Below are 19,718 nucleotides of genomic sequence, written 5' to 3'. Positions count from 1 at the left end.
TTAGCGTTAAAGGCTTTGTTTTGGTTATTTAAAACTTTAGCAGCACAAAAATACAATTTTAGCCGTTCTTTCGTTAGTAAGACAATTAATTATTCATAAAAACAGTAGAAAATTCATGACAATGAGAAGATTATTTTCAATTTTATTATTAATCAGTATAATCACTATTCAAAGTTGTGCAGGGCAAAAGATAAAATTAGGAAAAGTATTAGATGGAGTATTGAACCAAGCTCAAGGTGGAAGTTTGACAAATGATGAAGTTGTGTCTGGCTTAAAGGAAGCTTTGCAAGTAGGAATTAATAAAGGTGCTGATAGTGCTTCAAAAGTAAATGGGTTTTACTTAAATCCTAAAATTAAAATACCATTCCCTCCTGAAGTTCAGCGAGTAGAAACGGCACTCCGTAAAGTTGGCTTAGGCAGTGAAGTAGATAAGTTTGTATTATCATTGAACCGAGGAGCAGAAGAAGCAGCCAAAGAAGCTAAACCTATTTTTATTAAAGCGATTTTAAGCATGAGTTTTTCTGATGCATGGGGTATCTTAAGAGGAGATAAAAATGCTGCCACTATGTATTTGAAAAGAACAACCTCAACGGCGTTGATAGAAGCATTTTCACCAATTGTTGAACGTGCTTTACAAAAAACACAAGCCACTAAATATTACAGTGATTTAGCAAATACTTACAATGCTTTGCCATTTACGCAAAAGGTAAACCCCGATTTAAAGGGTTATGCAACTCAAAAAGCAATTGATGGTTTATTCATCTTAGTTGAAGAGGAGGAAGCAAAAATTAGAGCAAATCCTTTAGCTAGAACCACAGAAATTTTAAAACGTGTATTTGGAGCTTCTTAAAGAATATAAATTTTGAATAATGAGCAGTGTTTTTCAGAATACTGCGAAAAAATCATTTATTATTTTTTCAGTAACAATTTATGGGTATTTACATACAAAATTGACTTTAGTCTAAATAGTTTTTTTGACTAAAATCAATTTTGTATGTTTTTATTAAATTCCGTCAGTTAAAACTGGCGGCAATGAATTTAATAATTGACTATTTTAAGGAATTTCCATAGCCTACAATCAAAACCGATAGAATAATCGTAAAAATACCGACAACAATCGTTCTTAATGTTTTCTTGGAAACACCCTTCCACTCTTTCAATACCAAACCCCACGAATTCGCAACCATGATAATAAATGCCATGTGCAAAATCCAAGAACTTGGACCATTTCCTAATTTACTTTCTCCCATACCGTAGAAAAAGAATTGCAAAAACCAAGTAGTACCTGCAATGGCAGAGAAAATATAGTTTTGCAAAAGTGGTGTTTTAGTATTCGTATAATCACCAAAGCTTTTGTTTTTTGAGTTTAAATAAATACACCAAATTAAGTTTGTTGTTAGTCCACCCCAAAGAATAACAATATAAACCACATTATTTCTATATAAAAACTCTCCTTGACCTGGATTTGCCTGCACCCATAATTCGTTGGCTACATGAGCCATGCTTGAACCAGCCTCTATTCCAAAACTAAAACATGCACTCAAAACACCCGAAATTACAGCTAAAATTAAACCCTTTACAATATCAAATTCATCATCTTTTTTGTCATCTGATAAATCGTTATCTTTCATTCCACCAGCTTTACCACAAATCACTATACCAACAACACAAACCAATAAACCTAACAGAACCATTTGCCCCCAATTGGTTGTTAGCAAATCCGCAATCGTATCTTTTCCAGTAGTAGGTGTAAAATAATAAAAAATGGAAGGAATTATTGAACCAAAAACAGAGCAAAGCCCAAGAATAACTGAACTCCCAAGTGATACTCCTAAATATCGTACCCCTAAACCATAGGTTAAACCACCAATTCCCCAAAGGAGTCCCATTATGTATGTCCAAAAGATAGTATTTCCATCAGTTTCAGAAATTATTTGCCAGAAATTTGGGATAGTTAGGTATGCTGCAAGAGGAGGAACAATCAACCACGAAAAAAGTCCTCCAACAATCCAATAACTCTCCCAAGCCCATCCTTTTACTTTTTTATAGGGAATGTAAAAGCTCCCTGAGGCAAATCCACCTAAAAAGTGAAAAACAATACCTAAAATCGCATTCATATTTTATTTATTAGGGTTAATTTTTTGTAAATTTTCAATAAATTCTTATCCTAAATTAATATTCAGAACCTAAATGTACTATCCTGTACTCTCATGTAAAAGTTATTTGAATTAATTTTAAAAACAGTTTTATCAAATATTTGAACTTTCTACACAAAAAACCTATTAATATTTGAAAACAGTTTTAGAACAAAATAATGAAAAAATCAGAAATTAACTTTACTGTCGAACTTGATAGCAATAGAATTCCAGATAAAATCTTTTGGGACGCCACTGAGAATCCAAACGAAGGTATCAATGAAACCAAGGCCATTTCAATTGGTGTTTGGGACCATTACCACCGAGGTTTATTGGGAATCAACCTTTGGACAAAAGATATGCCCGTTGATGAAATGAAGCACTTCGCAGTAGATATTGTTGGAAATGTAGCTCAATTGCTTTCAGATGCAACTGGTGATAAAAAACTAATTGAAATATTGGAAAGTACTTGCAGAAGCATGAAACGTCATATTGATGAAGAAGCTAAGAAAGAATCTGAAGCATAAATAAAGATGAAAACAAAAAGAGCGAGATATTATTGAAATACCTCGCTCTTTTTTTATGACTTTAAACTAATTATTTCTTAGGAGTAATAATCTTTGTCCAAGTTAAAAACTTAATCACTGGATAGGTAGGGTCAATCTCGTACCATTTTTTTGCAAAATTAATTGACATTGGATGTTTATGATGGTTATTTTGGAATAACTCTCCCATCATCAATACATCAACAATCAGTGAATTTTTTGATTCATCATGGTTATCGAAATTCTGATACCCGTACTTATGTCCACTCCAATTCACAATAGCTCCATGTATTGGCCCCATTAGAAAATGAATTGGTAAAAGGAAGAAAAATCCCCAATGAATATCAAAATAAAAAAATCCAACAACATAAAAAGCGATATACGACAAGCCCCAAATAATTCTTGAAACCCAGTTATCACCAATTTTGTCAATTAAATTCCACTCAGGAAGGTCTTTTTCAAAACGTTCCTCTATCTTAAACTTGTAATTTAAAATAGCATTGTAAATGTCTTTAGTCTTCCACATCATAGTAAATAAATTTTGTGTGTGATGCGGAGAATGAGGGTCTCTTTCAGTATCACTATATGCGTGGTGCATACGGTGTAATACAGCATAAGAACGCGGGTTAAGATAAGATGAACCTTGTGTTACATAGGTAAAGAAATAAAAGAATCGCTCCCAGAACTTATTCATTGTAAACATTTTGTGAGCCGAATAACGGTGGAGAAAAAATGTTTGACTAAATAATGATAAATACCAATGAGCAAAAAAGAACGAAAGTGCAGCAACCATGCTATGTAATAAATTGTTTTGTTGTTTTAAATTATACAAATATACAACTACAGACATTAATCTTAATTATAATGTTTGCATCAATGGTGCAAAAAACAAAAGTTCTTTAAAATGTCCTAAAAACACACTCAAAAATGTGCAATTTTGTATAATTTCAGTGAAAATTAATAAGATGTAAAGGCATATTGAACCAAGTTAGCACCCATTTGAAGTGCTTTGATTCGTAATTCTTCGGGGTCATTATATACACTTCTATCTTCCCAACCATTTCCCAAATCACATTCATAGCTGAAAAAACAAACCAATCTTCCCTGCCAAATCAGGCCAAAACCTTGAGGTGCATTTCCATCGTGTTCGTGAACTTTGGGCAAGCCTGCTGGAAATCTATATTTCTGCAGATAAACTGGATGAGAGTAGGGAAGTTCAACAAATTCTAATTCGGGGAAAACTTTTTTCATTTCTCTTCGAATAAATTTGTTTAGACCATAATTATCATCAATGTGTAAAAAACCACCCGAAATAAGATATCTACGCAAATTCTGAACTTCTCCATCATTAAAGAGTACATTGCCATGGCCAGTCATGTGTATGAAAGGGTACTGGAAAATATCTTGACTACCTACCTCGATTATATCTTCTTCAGGGAAAATATTCATCTTCAAGTTTTGATTACAAAACTTTATCAGATTTGGTAATGATGTTTTATTGGCATACCAGTCTCCACCTCCACCATATTTCAATTTTCCAATTTTAATGGTTGGCTGTTGTGCCAATGAAATAGTGGATATTATTAGACAACAAAAAATAATTTCTATTTTTTTCATATCAATAAAAAGCATTTACAATCGTACAAGCAACCACTCCAGCAGTTTCAGTACGAAGTCTTGAATTTCCAAGTGTTACTATCTGAAAACCTTTTTCGCGAGCCTTGGAAACTTCTGTATGGGTAAAATCGCCTTCAGGGCCAATCATCACTAAAACATCTTTTTTCCCAGCAACAACTTCCTTCAATGGTTTTGCATCTTCGGTAAGATGAGCAATGAACTTTGTGGTGGACTTATTATTTTCTATAAATTTATCAAAATCTTGAAGTTCATTTATTTTGGGTAAATAAGCTTTTAAGGACTGCTTCATTGCCGAAATTGCAATTTTTTCAAGCCTTTCAGTTTTTTGATTTTTTCTTTCAGAATGTTTAGTTTGAATTAATGAAATTTCATCTACTCCAATTTCAACGCATTTTTCAAGAAAATATTCAATTCTATCGGCATTTTTAGTTGGTGCAATAGCGATATGCAAGTAGATATCTCTTTTTTCAAAATCCTTTTGGGTGGATAAAATTCGAACCTCACATTTTTTTTCATGGGTTTTGATAATTTCACATTGATAAAGCCCACCAACACCATCAACGATATGAATAATATCTTTGATATTTTTTCTCAATACCTTAATACAATGTCGTGAATCTTCTTCACTCAAAACTTGATTATTAACAATATCTGATTGATAAAAAAGCAACATTTTCTAATTATTTATACAACCCCCAATATCTACATTAAAATCGCTTCCCAATTTAGCGTCAAAACCTGGTTCTAAATTAACATAACTTTGAGCTCTTAGGTCAATTTTCTGAAACGCCAAAAGAGTAAATATACCTAAAATAGAGGTCTTACTTTCTAAATATTCTACCTCTGGAAATCTTTCAATAGACAAATCAAATAAACAATTTAGATTTATACCATAACTATTAGATTTAATCTCTGAGTTTTCTAGTAATACAACTTGATAATAATATTTTTTCCCAAATATAGTATTGTTATCAACAAATGTACTACTTCTGACTTCAGCAATGTTCGTAAAATTTATATTATCCTCTGAACGTTTTATTTGATAATTCTTCGAAATATCTCCAGTCCAATTAAGTTCAACAAAGTTATTGGTAGTAATTTTTGCATTTAATGAAAGACCTTGACTTTCTTTTATGATATCCATTTCATCAAAACTAAAAGCTCTCATACCAAATTTATTCTTGAAATGAAGACCATCATAGAAATTTGTACCAAAATTACCATAGGCATTTGGCAAGTAAGACATTTTTTTGAAATTATTTAGTGTATCATTCACATAGAGAAAGATTTTATTCTGAAATGCTTCTCCGCTCCGAACCAAATTATTTTTTCCATCAATATAGATAATATCACTGATTGACCAACGTGTATTATTAATAGTTGTATCATTTGGGAATCTCATTTCCATTGACTCATCAAATGTAAGGATAAACTTTTGTCCATCCCATCGCACGTTTTTAATATCAGGAGAATAAATTTGTTCATTGAGATTATCATGATAAACTTCTCTACCTATTATTCTTGATAACTCGAAAGCCGTCTGGCTATAGCCATTCAAATTATAATGTAATCCATCATAGCCTTGAGTACCAACTGTACTGAAAGGAGTTACTTTAGTGAAAAGATACTTTGTTCTTCTTTGGTAATCTCTGAGAAAACCAGCTTTTTTATTGCTAGTTGTAAGTATGTTTATTTGTCCATTAAAAATTTTAACCAAATTAGGAAAGTCTTTAACTAAATTGTTGTAGAGTTTTTCAAATTCAATAGGATATAATTCTGATTCTAACTGATAATTTGCATCTGTTTCACCGTGTCTGAAGATGATATATTTCAGTTGGTCTTTTACACCAGTAAAAATTGTTTGTAATAAAAGTTTACCATAATCAGTATTTATATCGGTTGGGTTAAAATCGTTCCTTTTGTTTAATGACTTTATATCTGCCCCACCTACTGAAGCAACAATAACACCAACTGGATAATTATATCTTTCACAAAGAAACTTTTGTAGCTCCATAGCCCCAGTGCCAGGCCAAATTGAAGTTCTATATGGCATTACCCATTGGCTATCCCCATTTTCATAATTGGCAACAGAAAAAAATCGCATCCATGGATTTTCTGCTGGTCGGTAAGTGTCAATTCCTCCTAAACCAAGTGCATTAGATTGGCCGTAAATTAAATATACATCACCAACTGCAACATGAGATACTTTTTTTATTTCTATGTTTTCATCAATTGTGAGTATGAAGGTGTAATCAAACTTGCCAGCATTGAGAAGAGGCTGAAAAGTGAATTCAGAAGAAGCAGTAGTTTGTCTATAAAAAGGACTTCCATTTTTAAGAATACTCAACGTAACCAGATGCTGACTTTCATCAGAGATTTTACCACTTACCTTAAAGATAGCCTCATCATTATCGTCCCTTTGAATAACTTGATTATCCTTCGGAAACGTAAGATTAATTACTTGAGAATAAGCCTTGGAAATGCCTACGAGGTAAAAAGTAAGCAAACAAAAACCAAAAAATAATTTATTATTAGACTTCACAATAGTATGTTTTTACCAACAAATAAGGAAAAAACATGCCAAAAAAATGAAAATATGCTTAATTAGGCCTTTCGAGCCCGAAATAATAAATAAACTTATCCGACGGTACAATTTCCAGAATTTTCAAAGGCTATTGATGGAAGTTTTTGGTAATTCCCAAAGAATTCATAAGCAGTTTTGAGCCAAGACCAGAATAAAAGCACCTCTGAATTTGTACCATACTCTTCTCTGATAGAATTGTAATTTGAATCATTCATCATAACAGGAAAAATATGTACTTGAATTTTACAACCAACACTTTTTGCCTTTGATGCTAGTAAATATAGTTCCTTGATATTTTCATCTCCAATTGGAATACAGCCGACAGTTTCTTTACCTCCATGAATGAAAATATTATCACCAGGGTTTGATTTATCGGCAAAAACCAAATCAGATTTGTTAGGGTAATTAATTCTAAGTGATAAATGATATTTACTATGAGGATTAAAAAAATCTATTTCATAAAAACCTTCGGGAATTTGAAGGTCACCAGAACGTCTTTTGGGACCTAAAATACCAGTAGTAGCACTAAATTCGTAGGTTTTTAGGTGGGTAAATCTATCAGATAATTGATTTTTTGCCCAAACTTCAAGTATCTTTTCCTTCTTGAAGGCTCTTAAGAATAACTCAAAACTATCCTTACAAATTTGATTAACCATCAGTAAATCATGGATAACCCCACTTTTTTCATTGTATGCGGCAAAAACCCTTGGGAATTCGAGTTGTTTTTCAAAAAAAGAAGCTGATTGGGACATTGATATGGCTATTAATGTCTAAATATTTTAATGTTAAACTTTCACACAGGCTTAAAGAATTATTCTTATACTTTATTCTGATTTAAAGAATATAATTACTAAAATCGAGCATTATCTATTTTGGCAATAGCCACTTCAAAAACAATGGCATGGCTTCGCTCCAAGTTTGTTGATTATGCTCTCCTCCTTTGATTTCAACATAAGTCACATCCTCCCCATTTTTATAGCCTTTGGCTTCTAGTTCTTTAATCAAATCAAGGGTATCGTCAATTGAATCAATTATTCCATTGCCATTTCGGTCATCTTTTTCATCATTTGTTCCACACTCAAACCAAAACTTTTGACCAACATTAAAGTTTCCATTTCGAACCAAAACATGCATAATTCGGTCGTTGTGGTCGTCATAACCATCTTCATAAGCCTTCTTTCTCCACCAAAACGAACCACTGAAAACACCTACTTTCGAAAAATAATCTGGATTTCCCCAAACTAAATCCATAGCTGAGAGTCCGCCCAATGAAAAGCCACAAAAATAATTATCTCGACTTAAACTAGAAGTTTTGTAATTAGCTATGATAAACGGAAAAAACTCAGTTAGGATAAAATTTCGATATTCACCAGCCATATTCCCTCGATTTTTATAATCGGGTATGGAAGCAGTACCATATTCTTTCAGGCGATTTTCATTGGTGTGTAAACCAACAAATACAAAATTATCAATAGAATGGCTGCCGTATAAATCATTGAGTGTTTTTTCTATTTGCAGAGAATCAAAATCTTGTCCATCATTCATATATAAGACTTTAAGGTTTGATAAATTCTCATAATTTGGGGGAAGAACAATATCAAATACTACCTCACGATTTAAGAAAGTAGATAAGATTTTTTGGTTTTTGAAGATAGAAACTTTTTGCACTTATTGAGGTCTTTTGTGATAAACGATACAGCAAAATTAACAATTCCTTTACCTTGAAAAATAAAATTTTCAAAAATCATTTGTTTCATTGCAAAAATTGGACTAATATTTCAAGTATTTTTTTCAGATGCTTCTTAAAAATTTTACAGAATTGTATGCTTTCTAATACAATTTACACGAAATTTTATTTCGAAAAATCAAAAAAAATCAACCTTATAAATATATAAATTTTCATAAGTAGTTTATTATCAGAATTTTATTTTGATTTTCCATTTTTGTTTATAAAATCTAAATGCGAATTTTGCACTTTCATTCAAAGTAATTAGAACTTATGCAAGAAAAACATATCAAGTTTTATTCGCACATCATGGGCCGAGATATTGACATCTTGATTTCTGGCCACTGGGGGTATCCCATTTTGATGTTTCCAACTTCAATGGGAAATTACATGCAAAATAAAGACTTCGGACTGCTTGATACAGTAGCAGATTTAGTAGATGCGGGTAAAATCAAACTTTATAATGTTGATAGTATTGACTTTCATACATTTTATTCAAAAGACTTACCAGCACATATCAAAATTCATAACTACAACCTTTACACTCTTTTCTTAAAGGAAGAATTAGTTCCTGCCATCCAAAAAGAATGTAATGTACATAGAATTGCAGTAGCCGGTTGTAGTTTTGGTGGTTATCATTGTTCGAACTTTGCTCTTAAAAATCCAGACATGGTGGCTCACTTATTTAGCATGAGTGGAGCATTTAGTATCAAGAGCTTTATGAAAGGATATTATGATGATAATGTCTATTTCAATGAGCCTATGGATTTCATGAATAATGCCGAATCTTGGAAGTATAACCACATAAATATTATATTGGGTACTTCTGATTGGGATATTTGTAGGGAAGATAATCTAAATATGTCGAGATTGTTGGCCAACAAAGGAATTAATCACTGGTATGATGAAAAGCGTTGGGCAAACCACGATTGGCCACTATGGAAGATGATGTTTTCGGAATATGTGCGTAAAATGCCGCTTTACAGTTAGTTGTTATTCTCTTGAATTTTCAAGCAAAAAATACATTTTCATCAAAAACGTGCTTTACCCCTATTAAGCACTTTTAATAATAAAATAAACAGTTCTCTTTTCGGGGTTAGAGAACAGAACAAATAATAACATGAAAAAAATTGGTATATTATTCGGAATGGAAGATACTTTCCCTTGGGCATTTATCGAACAAGTAAACAAAACTGCTCCAAGCGGAATTATAGCCGAGCCAGTAAAGATTGATAAAGTTGAACAAGGAGTTCCAACTGAATATGCTGTCATTATTGACCGTATTTCTCAAGATGTTCCATTTTATCGTGCATATTTAAAAAATGCTGCAATTTGTGGAACAGCTGTTATCAACAATCCATTTTGGTGGAGTGCCGATGAAAAGTTTTTCAATAACTGTTTAGCAGTTCAGTTGGGCGTTCCAGTGCCAAAAACGGTGTTATTACCATCGAAAGAACGCCCTGATGATACAACCGAAAAATCATTCAGAAACTTAGTAGCACCACTTGACTGGGGCTATATGTTCAATCAAATCGGTTTTCCAGCCTACATGAAACCACATGCGGGTGGAGGTTGGAAAAGCGTGTATCGTGTTGACAATCCAGATGATTTGTGGCATAAACATGGTGAAACAGGGCAATTAGTCATGCTTTTACAAGAAGAAATTCAATTTACAGACTATTACCGCTGCTATTGCCTCAATGGTAAATATGTGCATATTATGCCTTATGAACCAAGAAATCCTCATCATTTACGATATGCCACGCAACCAAAAACAACAGGTGAAGCCCATAAAAAGTTGATGGCAACCATTACCGACTACGTATTGAAATTAAATCATGCCTTAGGTTATGATTTTAATACTGTTGAATTTGCCATTCGTGATGGTATCCCTTACGCCATAGACTTCTGTAATCCTGCTCCTGATGCAGATATTCATTCTGTTGGCCAAACAAATTTCGATTGGATTGTAGAAAATGCTGCAAAAATGGCCATTGAAAGAGCAATTGAACAAGTGGATGGTAAAAACAACTGTACATGGGGAACATTCGTTCGTGATTCGGTAGCCACACCTGTTCCAGCAGTAGCTACTGCAAAGAAGGCAGCCGCAAAGAAAAAATAAACTCAAAATGAAGCCGTGTCATCAATAAAAGATACGGCTTTATTTATAAAGCTAACCCAACTAATTAAGAAACGCCCCATTGAAAATAAAATACCAAAGAAACTATGGCTCAATTTACATTAGGAATTGAAGAAGAATTTCAAACCATTGACCCAATTACGCGTGAATTACGTTCTCACATGGCGAAGTTAGTGGAGGGTGGACAGGTAATTTTACAAGAACGAATCAAACAGGAAATGCACCAAGCTGTGGTGGAAATGATTTCAAGTGTTTGTGAAAATATCCAACAAGCTCGTGAGGAGGTTACTTATTTACGTAGAATGTTGTTCGATTTAGCTGCCAAACAAAACTTACACATTGCTGCTGCTGGCACCCACCCTTTTTCTGATTGGCAAAACCAATTAATTACGGCTGATGCTAGGTATGATAAACTCATTGATGATATGCGTGATGTGGCTCGTTCAAACCTCATTTTTGGTTTGCACGTACACGTAGGTATTCCTAGTCGCCAAGAAGGGATGCAAATTCAAAATGCTGCCCGATATTTCTTGCCTCATATTTATGCACTTTCTACCAATTCACCTTTTTGGTGTGGCAGAAATACAGGTTTTAAATCGTATCGCTCAAAAGTATTTGATAAATTTCCAAGAACTGGAATTCCTGATTATTTTTCAAGTGTGGCTGAGTATGACAATTATGTGAATGTACTTGTAAAAACCAATTGCATTGATAATGGCAAAAAAATTTGGTGGGACCTACGCCTGCATCCATTCTACCCTACTATTGAGTTTAGAATTTGTGATATTCCTATGCGTGTTGATGAAACAATATGTTTGGCAGCATTAATGCAAGCAATTGTAGCCAAACTTTATAAATTGCATCAACAAAACCTCAGCTTCAGACCATATCACAAAATGCTCATTAGCGAAAATAAATGGCGTGCGGCCAGATATGGTATTCATGGCCATTTGATTGATTTTGGTAAGGAAAAAGAAGTACCCTACTCGCACTTAGCCGAAGAATTAATGGAATTTGTAGATGATGTATTAGATGAATTAGGGAGCAGAAAAGAAGTAGAATACATCCATGAAATCTTGAAAAATGGAACAGGTGCTGACCGACAACTTAGGGTTTTTGAGGAAACAAATAATCTACAATCGGTTGTTGATTACATTGTAAACGAAACTAGGATTGGTCTGTAATACAATTTTAAAAAAATTTGTTCATAAATTCTTAATTTTGCAAATAACTAAACCTTAATGTTAATAGAATTGAGCCAAATGCTCGATTCTATTTTGTTTATTTTACAGACTAAAGTATTCGTTGTTCATTCGATTACTTCAAACTAATTATTGTGATGAAAGAAAATATTAAAATTGCCATTTTGGATATGTACAATGGGTTCAATAACGAAGGAATGCGTTGTATAAAAATGATTTGTGGACAATTTCTTGCTCAAGAAGGAATCAAGGGGAAGTATGATATTTTTGATGTAAGAAAGAAAAACGAAATTCCTGAAATTGAAGAGTATGATATTTTCATTTCGACGGGTGGTCCTGGAAATCCACTACCAGAAGGTCATGAATGGGAAGCCAAATTCGGTAACTTTATTGACCAAATTTTCCTCCACAACCAAACTCAAGAAAACAAAAAATACTTATTTTTGATTTGTCACTCATTCCAAATTGCTTGTAATCATTTACATTTGGGCATTGTCTGCAAGAGGCGTTCAACTTCATTTGGGGTGATGCCTATTCACAGAACCTCTGACGGAGAAAATGAGCCATTTTTTAATGGTCTTCCCGAAATATTTTATGCGGTAGATTCGAGAGATTATCAATTAATTCAACCAAACTGGGAGAAAATCAATCAATTTGGAGCAAAAGTACTTTGTTTAGAGAAAATTCGTAACTATGTTCCTCTTGAAAGAGCGATTATGGCAATCAGGTTTTCTGATGAAGTATTCGGCACTCAATTCCACCCCGAAGCAGATGCAGAAGGTATGCTTCGTTATTTCAAACAAGAAGAAAAAATGATTGCTGTCGTTAGCGAACATGGTGTAGAAAAGTACGAAGAAATGATTGAACGACTCGACGACCCCGATAAAATTATGCTCACTGAATCTATTGTGATTCCATCTTTTTTAAACCACGCAGCCGAACAAATTCTGGCAGTTGCTTAATCGAATCTAAATAATGGAACCTTCAATTAGAGATAAATTCAACGAAAGTTTTTCTAAAGAAAAATACGAAAACCTGATTGCAGAAATTCACAAAGATTTTCCTAATCAGCTTGATTTCAGAGTGGCCGAAACACCAGTTTTTGTTCCCAAAGACCTTAAAATAAAGCTTTTACAGGCCGCAAACGATATCATTGAAGTCATTTTAAAACCCGATTTCAAGGAAAAAACCGAAAGAGCCATTCCTGTAAACCAATATGTTCCAAATGAAAATTCACACCCGCATTTTCTAGCCATTGATTTTGCGGTTTGTAAAGATGAAGCGGGCAATCTAACTCCACAACTCATTGAATTACAAGGTTTTCCATCACTTTTCGGGTATCAGTGGTACTTAGGTCAGAAATACCGTAAGTTTTTCTACGACCCTAAAAATTATACGCAATACTTTAATCGTTTATCAATGTCTTCTTACGTTGATGAAATGAAAAAAGTGTTATTAGCCAATGAGAACCCTGAAAATGTTATTTTGTTGGAGATTTATCCTGAGCAACAAAAAACACGTTTAGATTTCGAAATTACACGCCAACTTTGGGGTATTGAACCCGTTTGTATAACTAAAATCAAAAAAGTTGGACGCCAGCTTTTCTACGAAAAAAATGGCAAAACAATTGAAATTAAGCGAATTTACAATCGACTAATTTTTGATGATTTATTACAAAACTATCCAAACTTAGAGACAAATTTTAAAATGACTGATGATATTGAAGCCACTTGGATAACGCATCCAAACTGGTTTTTCCGTATCAGCAAGTTTACGTTACCATTATTAAAAAGCAATTATATACCACAGAGTTTCTACTTATCTGATCTAAAAGCATATCCTTCAGATTTAGAAAACTATGTTTTAAAACCTTTATTTTCATTTGCTGGTAGTGGCGTAAAGCTAAATATTTCGAAAGAAGATTTAGACAAAATAAATGATAAAGAAAATTATCTTATTCAAAGAAAAGTACAATATGAGCCTGTAATTAAAGACGTTAATGGAAATTTAATTAAAACAGAAATCAGGCTGCTTTTTGTATGGGAAGATAATGCTACTAGACCAAAATTAGTAACTAACCTAGCAAGATTGAGTCGTGGAGAAATGATTGGCGTAAACTTCAATAAAAATTTTGATTGGGTTGGAGGAAGTTGTGCTTTCTTTGAAGATTAATATTCAAATAGTTTTTAAACAATTGATAGCCAATGTTATATTTGATAAAAATAGCATTGGCTATTTTTATTATTATTTAAAATTAATTTTTTATTAATCCAATATTATTAAAATATTTTATTTTCACCCTAAAATTTAATCCAATCAAAAAATGAAAATAAAATTCCTCTATTCAATTTTATTGATTATGTTCATTAGCTCAAAACCAGTTATTGCACAAAATACAATACATCCTACTTCTAGCAACTACCAATATCCAACCGAGCCTGAAGTAAGAGAAAAATTAGAAAACTGGCGTGATTTAAAGTTTGGAATGATAATACATTGGGGACTTTATGCTGTTCCGGGTATTATTGAATCATGGTCGATTTGTAATGAAGATTGGATTTATCGAGATTCAACTTCAAAATATGATGATTACAAAAAATGGTACTGGGGATTAAGTAAAGATTTTAATCCAACTAAATTCAACCCTGAATCATGGGCCAAGGCTGCCAAAGATGCAGGAATGAAATATGTAGTTTTTACTACCAAACACCATGACGGCTTCAATATGTTTGATACTAAAGAAAGCGACTTTAAAATCACCAGCGGACCTTTTGCTAATAATCCAACATCTAATGTTGCCAAATATGTTTTTGAAGCTTTCAGAAAAGAAAACTTTATGATTGGTGCATATTTTTCAAAGCCCGACTGGCACACACAATATTATTGGTGGGATAGATACGCAACTCCCGATAGAAATGTTAATTATGACATAAGAAAAAATCCTTGGAGATGGAATAAATATAAAGAGTTCACCTATAATCAAATAAACGAACTCACTTCAGAATATGGCAAAGTTGATATACTTTGGTTAGATGGAGGTTGGGTACGACCACTTGAAACAGTGAATGATGAGGTTCGTTCATGGGGAGCTCCAATCCCACCATTCAGTCAGCATATTGATATGCCAAAAATTGCCAAAATGGCAAGAAGCAACCAACCTGGCTTATTAATAGTTGATAGAACTGTTCATGGCCCTTACGAGAACTACCGAACACCCGAACAATCAATACCAAAAACTAAGTCAGATACTCCATGGGAAAGTTGTATTACCTTAGGTGGGGCTTGGGGATATGTACCTAACGATAATTTTAAATCAGCAACCAAAGTTATTCATACACTCAATGAAATAGTCGCTAAAGGAGGCAGTTTATTATTAGGAGTAGGCCCTACAGCAGAAGGTACTTTGCTTGATATTCAAGTAACTAGACTAGCAGAAATAGGTAAATGGCTTGAAAAAAATGGTGAAGCTATTTATGGTACACGTGTAACAGATTACTACAACGAAAATAACGTTTTCTTTACAAAAGGAAAAGGTAACACCCTTTATGCACTTGTCAATATTCTAGAAAATAGTCAAGTACAAAGTTCTATTTCATGGTCAAAAAACATTCCTAAAGCTGGTAGTAAAGTAATTTTATTGAGTGAAAATCTTTCTTTAAATTGGGAAAAGAAAGGAGAAAAAGTTTTTATAAATTTACCTCAAGAGATAGTAGAAAAATACAAATCTTATCCAGCTTTAGCATTAAAATTTGAAAAATAACCATTCTTATTCAACCCTACATGAAATTATTAAAAACATTAGCAATTTTTTCTTTTGTAACATTCAACTGTTTAGGTCAAGCTACAGCAGTTTTTGAAGGTTTTATCAACGAAAATCCAGAAGAAAAGTCATGCCACGCTTCAACAATTGTTGAATTGAGCAAAGGTAAATTAATGGCGGCATGGTTTGCTGGTGAACACGAAAATCACCCACAGGTTTGTATTTGGGTAGCAACTCAAGAAAGAGGAAAAACATGGTCTAAAGCCATTAAAATTGCGGATGGCATATATGAAGGCAAACAATATGCTTGTTGGAATCCAGTACTTTTCAAAAATTCAAGTGGAAAATTATTTCTATATTACAAGGTTGGTATCAATCCAAGAGAATGGTGGGGAATGGTGAAAACTTCTGATAATGAGGGTAAAACGTGGTCAAGCCCAAGTCGACTACCCAACGATATTCTCGGGCCAATCAGAAACAAAAGTATTCAGCTAAAAAATGGGTCAGTACTGCATCCTTCCAGTACAGAAAGTATAAGGGGAGATATTTGGCATTCGCACATGGAAATTTCTGATGCAAATGGCAAAAATTGGAAGAAAATTGATATTGATTGCGGTGAATATGGCGTTATTCAACCGACTATTTTGAATCATAAGGACGGGAAAATACAAATATTGATGAGAAGCCGCCAAAATAAAATCATTCAGTCTTGGTCTGAAGATAATGGTCAAACATGGAGTAAACTTTCTCCTATAAATCTACCAAACCCAAATTCAGGAATTGATGCCGTAACCTTAAAGAATGGTTCTTTTCTTTTGGTTTATAATCCTCTTCCTTCTGGCAAAGAATGGTCAAATGGAAGAAATGTTTTGAAAGTAGCTCGTTCAATAGATGGAAACAACTGGGAGGACATTTATACCCTTGAAAATCAAGAAAAAGGTGAGTTTAGTTATCCTGCCATCATTCAAACTGGAGATGGTTTAGTTCATATTACCTACACTTACGATAGAAAGCTAATCAAAACTGTGGTTTTAGATATAAAATAAAAATAGAGCAAAACACGTCCTATTTTGTAAAAAAATCAAAACTAAAAATTTTTGTCCAAAACGTTAGCTCTAAATTTTAATACACGCCCAGCATCGCTTTTTTTCTATTTTCATAAAAAAATGATTGATGAAACTAATTTCATCAATCATTCAAAATATACAAGATAAGTCACTGATTATTAATTTATTACAATTGATAATTGTGCATTTTACCAACTATTTTTGAGTACATTACCTAAATAAAAAAAGTTAATTATCACAACCACCTATTTCCGCCTTGAATATTGATCCTTTATTTGAATCAAAACCTGGCAATAACGAAATTGCGTTTCCCGCTCTATAGTTGATTTTTGAACCACTAAAAATTGTATTTACTGCATTAATTTCACTTTTGGCCTGAAAATTCAGTATATTATTATCTTTAAGTTTTTCAGTTATTATGTGTTTATCTTGACACATTATTACCTTAGCATAATGGTTGCCAAAAGTTTCACCTGACGAACACCAGTTAGTAACATATTCAATTTTATAATTTTTGGTTTCTAAAGGAAAAATACTTTTTGATAAATTTACACTGTGGCTTACACTATCTAAGTAATTCGCAATTTTATAGTAAGTTTTACCCACTCCCAAGATTTCGTAATTTAGATGAACTTGCTGTCCTAAATTTATTAAAGTTGTATCTGATTGTAAAATTCCCTTAGGTGGATTTATGTGTTCAATTTCAAAAACCTTTGATTGGCTTTTACATCCCCCATTTAAATCGGTAACTTTAAGTTGGTATTTACCTGGTTGTTCTGCCCACAAAACGAATCTGTTTTCATTAGGTATTATTTCTCCATCTTTAAACCATTGAAGATTCCGTTCGAGTCCCATATTTGTAATCCCACTCCTTAGTTCGAGCCTTATCGAATTCTTTGGACAGACCTCTATTTTACCTTCAATTGGAAAGAGACTATTATCAACTACTACAGGTATAATTCTACTTGTATCTATTTTCAATTCTATATCATTACTTTCCCCAATACACTGTCCAAGCTGCACGATTAATTTATATGTTCCAACTTCGTTTGTTGTTAAACTTGGCGAATTTGTAGCTATTAAATTATTATTTTTATACCAATTGAAAATAGTCTGGTCAGTATATCCGTCAGCAAAGAATATAATAATCGGATAATTATTGCAGATAAATGGTGAATCATCAACAACTTTTATCTTTGCATTTATTTTATTAGGGGATGAAGTTACTACTATGATATTTGATTCAGCAACACAATACCCTATATCAATTTTAGCCTGATAATTACCAGCTTCACTCAGCCATAATTTTTGATTAGAAGCATTAGGAATCAATACCCCATTGCGATACCATTTGCAGTAAGTATAATCCAAAAAGTTTTCAATTGTAAGGTAAATAGACCAACCGTTACAAAGTGTTGTACCCCACGGAGCGGTTAGTTTCAGTACTAAATTATTTGTCGAAACAATATTAATGGATTTTGTTGTGGTTTTACATAATCCATTTTCAATTGAAAGTGAATAAACTCCGGGTTGGTCAGCCAAGATATACTGCTGTTTTTCGCCCGTAATATTCATACCATTTCTTTTCCATTGAAACTTAGCATTTGGCAAAGTTTCTGTCTGAATAACAATTCTTTGCCCTCCATTACCACACAATATACTATCTTTAGCATAAATCATTGCATCAAACGAATCGCTAATTTGAACATCAAATTTACCCCTCCCAAATTCACATCCTACATCAGTAACTTGTACCTCATAAATTCCTTTTTCAGTTACTGTATAGTGATAATCTGTTGCATTCGGTATTAGTACATTATTCTTATACCACTGGTAGTCCGCTGAATTACTTACATATTTAGACCTTAGGACTTTTGGAGTATCATAACAATTGGCTCTTCGGTCAGCAACAACATAAGAAGAGTTTGAATTAACTGCAAATAACTGTTGGGGAAGGCTTTCAACAACACATTCATTTTTTGATACTTTCACACTATATTTTGCCGTTGTAGATATAAACGAAGCAGAATAATGTCTGTTTGTAGCATCTTGTATTGGAACATCATTCAGAAACCATTGATAGCTTTTTGTAAAATCATCATCTATATTAGTAAAGGTATATAAGTTTACAGATTTTTGGCTACATATTATGATCGGTCCACCAGAAGGTACATAAATTTCAGGATATATACTTGTAGTTACACCACCAAGTGCAGTAACATAAATTGGTTCTGATTCCTCACTTAAATACAAAGTGTTGGGATAGGAAGCTCTAATCCTAAATTTATAAAATCCAGATTTAGAAATTGCACTATTTTTCAGTGAAAAATTATAACTCCCAGCAGAGATAAGTTGGATAATCTCAAACGGATTATCAAAACTCCCATTAACATCTGACATTTCTAAAATGTAATTAAAGTTAGGAAACCAATCACCTGTTGTTGTAAAATTAAAATTTACATTATCATTTTTACAAAATCTATTTACATTAAAAATGGGCACACTAAGTGTACGATTTCCTATACTTTTCTTATTAATAAATTGTAAATTTGTTTCTTTTGTATCGCCTACACGTAATGAATTAAATGCCCTAATTTTGTAAACATAAAGGTGGTTATCTATTAAATTTCTAAAGTTAACCCTACCCACATACCCTAAATTTTGATAATTATGAATGATAATATTTGATGTAGAATCTTTAAGATATACTTGAAAATGCACAAAAGATTCTTGGTTAAGTGTATCCCATTTTAAAACGAAATCGGATTGATAGGTATCAACATATGTTGGTAAATTTACTTTCGGAACACTCACAACATCATCGGGATGTTGTGCCATTGATGAAAAAAATGAAAAAATCATTAAGAAGTTTAAAATACTAATTATTAACTTCATATTGTGGGAGTCAAAGCTTATAAATC

Annotated in this window: 17 protein-coding genes; 9 read left to right on the top strand and 8 right to left on the bottom strand. The window is 32.8% G+C overall.

The genetic code is table 11. From position 1 onward, the window contains the following. The first annotated feature begins 115 nt into the window (after positions 1-115). A complete protein-coding gene (locus EMTOL_RS18720; RefSeq protein ID WP_015030895.1) occupies positions 116-850 on the top strand; it encodes a DUF4197 domain-containing protein in 735 nt (244 codons plus the stop codon). Between the two features lie 199 nt (positions 851-1,049). Here the strand turns inward: EMTOL_RS18720 and rhaT are convergent, their stop codons facing one another. Further along, on the bottom strand, positions 1,050-2,117 hold the full coding sequence (gene rhaT, locus EMTOL_RS18715; RefSeq protein ID WP_015030894.1) for an L-rhamnose/proton symporter RhaT: 1,068 nt from the start codon (positions 2,115-2,117) through the stop codon (positions 1,050-1,052). Positions 2,118-2,314: 197 nt separating this feature from the next. On the opposite strand from rhaT, the gene gldC reads away from it, so the two are divergent. Next, positions 2,315-2,662 carry a gliding motility protein GldC gene (gene gldC, locus EMTOL_RS18710; protein ID WP_015030893.1) on the top strand — a complete coding sequence of 116 codons (348 nt, stop codon included), beginning with the start codon at positions 2,315-2,317 and terminating at the stop codon, positions 2,660-2,662. A 70-nt stretch (positions 2,663-2,732) separates the two neighbouring features. Here gldC and EMTOL_RS18705 read toward each other — a convergent pair whose 3' ends face one another. The 6 genes from EMTOL_RS18705 to EMTOL_RS18680 form a co-directional block, all read right to left on the bottom strand. Beyond that, complete coding sequence (locus tag EMTOL_RS18705; protein ID WP_041694255.1) at positions 2,733-3,473, bottom strand: acyl-CoA desaturase; 741 nt, start codon at positions 3,471-3,473, stop codon at positions 2,733-2,735. Between the two features lie 164 nt (positions 3,474-3,637). Further along, complete coding sequence (locus tag EMTOL_RS18700) at positions 3,638-4,297, bottom strand: DUF4159 domain-containing protein (RefSeq protein ID WP_015030891.1); 660 nt, start codon at positions 4,295-4,297, stop codon at positions 3,638-3,640. Between the two features lies 1 nt (position 4,298). Beyond that, complete coding sequence (locus EMTOL_RS18695) at positions 4,299-4,991, bottom strand: 16S rRNA (uracil(1498)-N(3))-methyltransferase (RefSeq protein WP_015030890.1); 693 nt, start codon at positions 4,989-4,991, stop codon at positions 4,299-4,301. Positions 4,992-4,994: 3 nt separating this feature from the next. Beyond that, positions 4,995-6,860 carry a sialate O-acetylesterase gene (locus tag EMTOL_RS18690; RefSeq protein ID WP_015030889.1) on the bottom strand — a complete coding sequence of 622 codons (1,866 nt, stop codon included), beginning with the start codon at positions 6,858-6,860 and terminating at the stop codon, positions 4,995-4,997. Between the two features lie 95 nt (positions 6,861-6,955). Continuing rightward, positions 6,956-7,654 (bottom strand): L,D-transpeptidase family protein, encoded by a 699-nt coding sequence (locus EMTOL_RS18685; RefSeq protein WP_015030888.1) that lies wholly within the window; start codon positions 7,652-7,654, stop codon positions 6,956-6,958. Positions 7,655-7,769: 115 nt separating this feature from the next. Next, the gene (locus EMTOL_RS18680) at positions 7,770-8,570 is read right to left on the bottom strand and encodes an alpha/beta hydrolase (protein WP_015030887.1); all 801 of its coding nucleotides are present in this window, start codon (positions 8,568-8,570) and stop codon (positions 7,770-7,772) included. Between the two features lie 331 nt (positions 8,571-8,901). Between EMTOL_RS18680 and EMTOL_RS18675 the strand changes: the two genes are divergently transcribed. The 7 genes from EMTOL_RS18675 (at position 8,902) to EMTOL_RS18645 (ending at position 16,776) form a co-directional block, all read left to right on the top strand. Beyond that, positions 8,902-9,618, top strand: a complete 717-nt coding sequence (locus EMTOL_RS18675; protein WP_015030886.1) for an alpha/beta hydrolase-fold protein — start codon at positions 8,902-8,904, stop codon at positions 9,616-9,618. 130 nt (positions 9,619-9,748) lie between these two features. Then, positions 9,749-10,750, top strand: a complete 1,002-nt coding sequence (locus EMTOL_RS18670) for an ATP-grasp domain-containing protein (RefSeq protein ID WP_015030885.1) — start codon at positions 9,749-9,751, stop codon at positions 10,748-10,750. Between the two features lie 104 nt (positions 10,751-10,854). Continuing rightward, the gene (locus tag EMTOL_RS18665) at positions 10,855-11,952 is read left to right on the top strand and encodes a carboxylate-amine ligase (RefSeq protein WP_015030884.1); all 1,098 of its coding nucleotides are present in this window, start codon (positions 10,855-10,857) and stop codon (positions 11,950-11,952) included. Between the two features lie 155 nt (positions 11,953-12,107). After that, entirely contained in the window at positions 12,108-12,932 is an 825-nt protein-coding gene (locus EMTOL_RS18660; protein WP_015030883.1) for a type 1 glutamine amidotransferase, read from the top strand. Positions 12,933-12,945: 13 nt separating this feature from the next. Continuing rightward, complete coding sequence (locus EMTOL_RS18655) at positions 12,946-14,142, top strand: hypothetical protein (protein ID WP_015030882.1); 1,197 nt, start codon at positions 12,946-12,948, stop codon at positions 14,140-14,142. A 151-nt stretch (positions 14,143-14,293) separates the two neighbouring features. Next, positions 14,294-15,730: an alpha-L-fucosidase gene (locus EMTOL_RS18650; RefSeq protein WP_015030881.1), complete on the top strand. Its 1,437-nt coding sequence runs from the start codon at positions 14,294-14,296 to the stop codon at positions 15,728-15,730. A 20-nt stretch (positions 15,731-15,750) separates the two neighbouring features. Next, positions 15,751-16,776, top strand: a complete 1,026-nt coding sequence (locus tag EMTOL_RS18645; RefSeq protein WP_015030880.1) for a sialidase family protein — start codon at positions 15,751-15,753, stop codon at positions 16,774-16,776. Positions 16,777-17,025: 249 nt separating this feature from the next. Here EMTOL_RS18645 and EMTOL_RS18640 read toward each other — a convergent pair whose 3' ends face one another. Further along, positions 17,026-19,635: a 3-coathanger stack domain-containing protein gene (locus EMTOL_RS18640; RefSeq protein WP_305953273.1), complete on the bottom strand. Its 2,610-nt coding sequence runs from the start codon at positions 19,633-19,635 to the stop codon at positions 17,026-17,028. Positions 19,636-19,718 lie beyond the last annotated feature (83 nt).

Source organism: Emticicia oligotrophica DSM 17448 (assembly GCF_000263195.1).
Taxonomy (GTDB): domain Bacteria; phylum Bacteroidota; class Bacteroidia; order Cytophagales; family Spirosomataceae; genus Emticicia; species Emticicia oligotrophica.
Note: the sequence above shows the minus strand (reverse complement) of the source record. Positions and strands in the feature narration are given on the sequence as shown.

What these genes read in the sequence shown, in the direction of transcription:
- EMTOL_RS18720 (WP_015030895.1), top strand. Translation starts at nt 116, where the DNA reads ATGACAATGAGAAGATTATTTTCAATTTTATTATTAATCAGTATAATC.
- rhaT (WP_015030894.1), bottom strand. Translation starts at nt 2,117, where the DNA reads ATGAATGCGATTTTAGGTATTGTTTTTCACTTTTTAGGTGGATTTGCC.
- gldC (WP_015030893.1), top strand. Translation starts at nt 2,315, where the DNA reads ATGAAAAAATCAGAAATTAACTTTACTGTCGAACTTGATAGCAATAGA.
- EMTOL_RS18705 (WP_041694255.1), bottom strand. Translation starts at nt 3,473, where the DNA reads ATGGTTGCTGCACTTTCGTTCTTTTTTGCTCATTGGTATTTATCATTA.
- EMTOL_RS18700 (WP_015030891.1), bottom strand. Translation starts at nt 4,297, where the DNA reads ATGAAAAAAATAGAAATTATTTTTTGTTGTCTAATAATATCCACTATT.
- EMTOL_RS18695 (WP_015030890.1), bottom strand. Translation starts at nt 4,991, where the DNA reads ATGTTGCTTTTTTATCAATCAGATATTGTTAATAATCAAGTTTTGAGT.
- EMTOL_RS18685 (WP_015030888.1), bottom strand. Translation starts at nt 7,654, where the DNA reads ATGTCCCAATCAGCTTCTTTTTTTGAAAAACAACTCGAATTCCCAAGG.
- EMTOL_RS18675 (WP_015030886.1), top strand. Translation starts at nt 8,902, where the DNA reads ATGCAAGAAAAACATATCAAGTTTTATTCGCACATCATGGGCCGAGAT.
- EMTOL_RS18670 (WP_015030885.1), top strand. Translation starts at nt 9,749, where the DNA reads ATGAAAAAAATTGGTATATTATTCGGAATGGAAGATACTTTCCCTTGG.
- EMTOL_RS18665 (WP_015030884.1), top strand. Translation starts at nt 10,855, where the DNA reads ATGGCTCAATTTACATTAGGAATTGAAGAAGAATTTCAAACCATTGAC.
- EMTOL_RS18660 (WP_015030883.1), top strand. Translation starts at nt 12,108, where the DNA reads ATGAAAGAAAATATTAAAATTGCCATTTTGGATATGTACAATGGGTTC.
- EMTOL_RS18655 (WP_015030882.1), top strand. Translation starts at nt 12,946, where the DNA reads ATGGAACCTTCAATTAGAGATAAATTCAACGAAAGTTTTTCTAAAGAA.
- EMTOL_RS18650 (WP_015030881.1), top strand. Translation starts at nt 14,294, where the DNA reads ATGAAAATAAAATTCCTCTATTCAATTTTATTGATTATGTTCATTAGC.
- EMTOL_RS18645 (WP_015030880.1), top strand. Translation starts at nt 15,751, where the DNA reads ATGAAATTATTAAAAACATTAGCAATTTTTTCTTTTGTAACATTCAAC.
- EMTOL_RS18640 (WP_305953273.1), bottom strand. Translation starts at nt 19,635, where the DNA reads ATGGCACAACATCCCGATGATGTTGTGAGTGTTCCGAAAGTAAATTTA.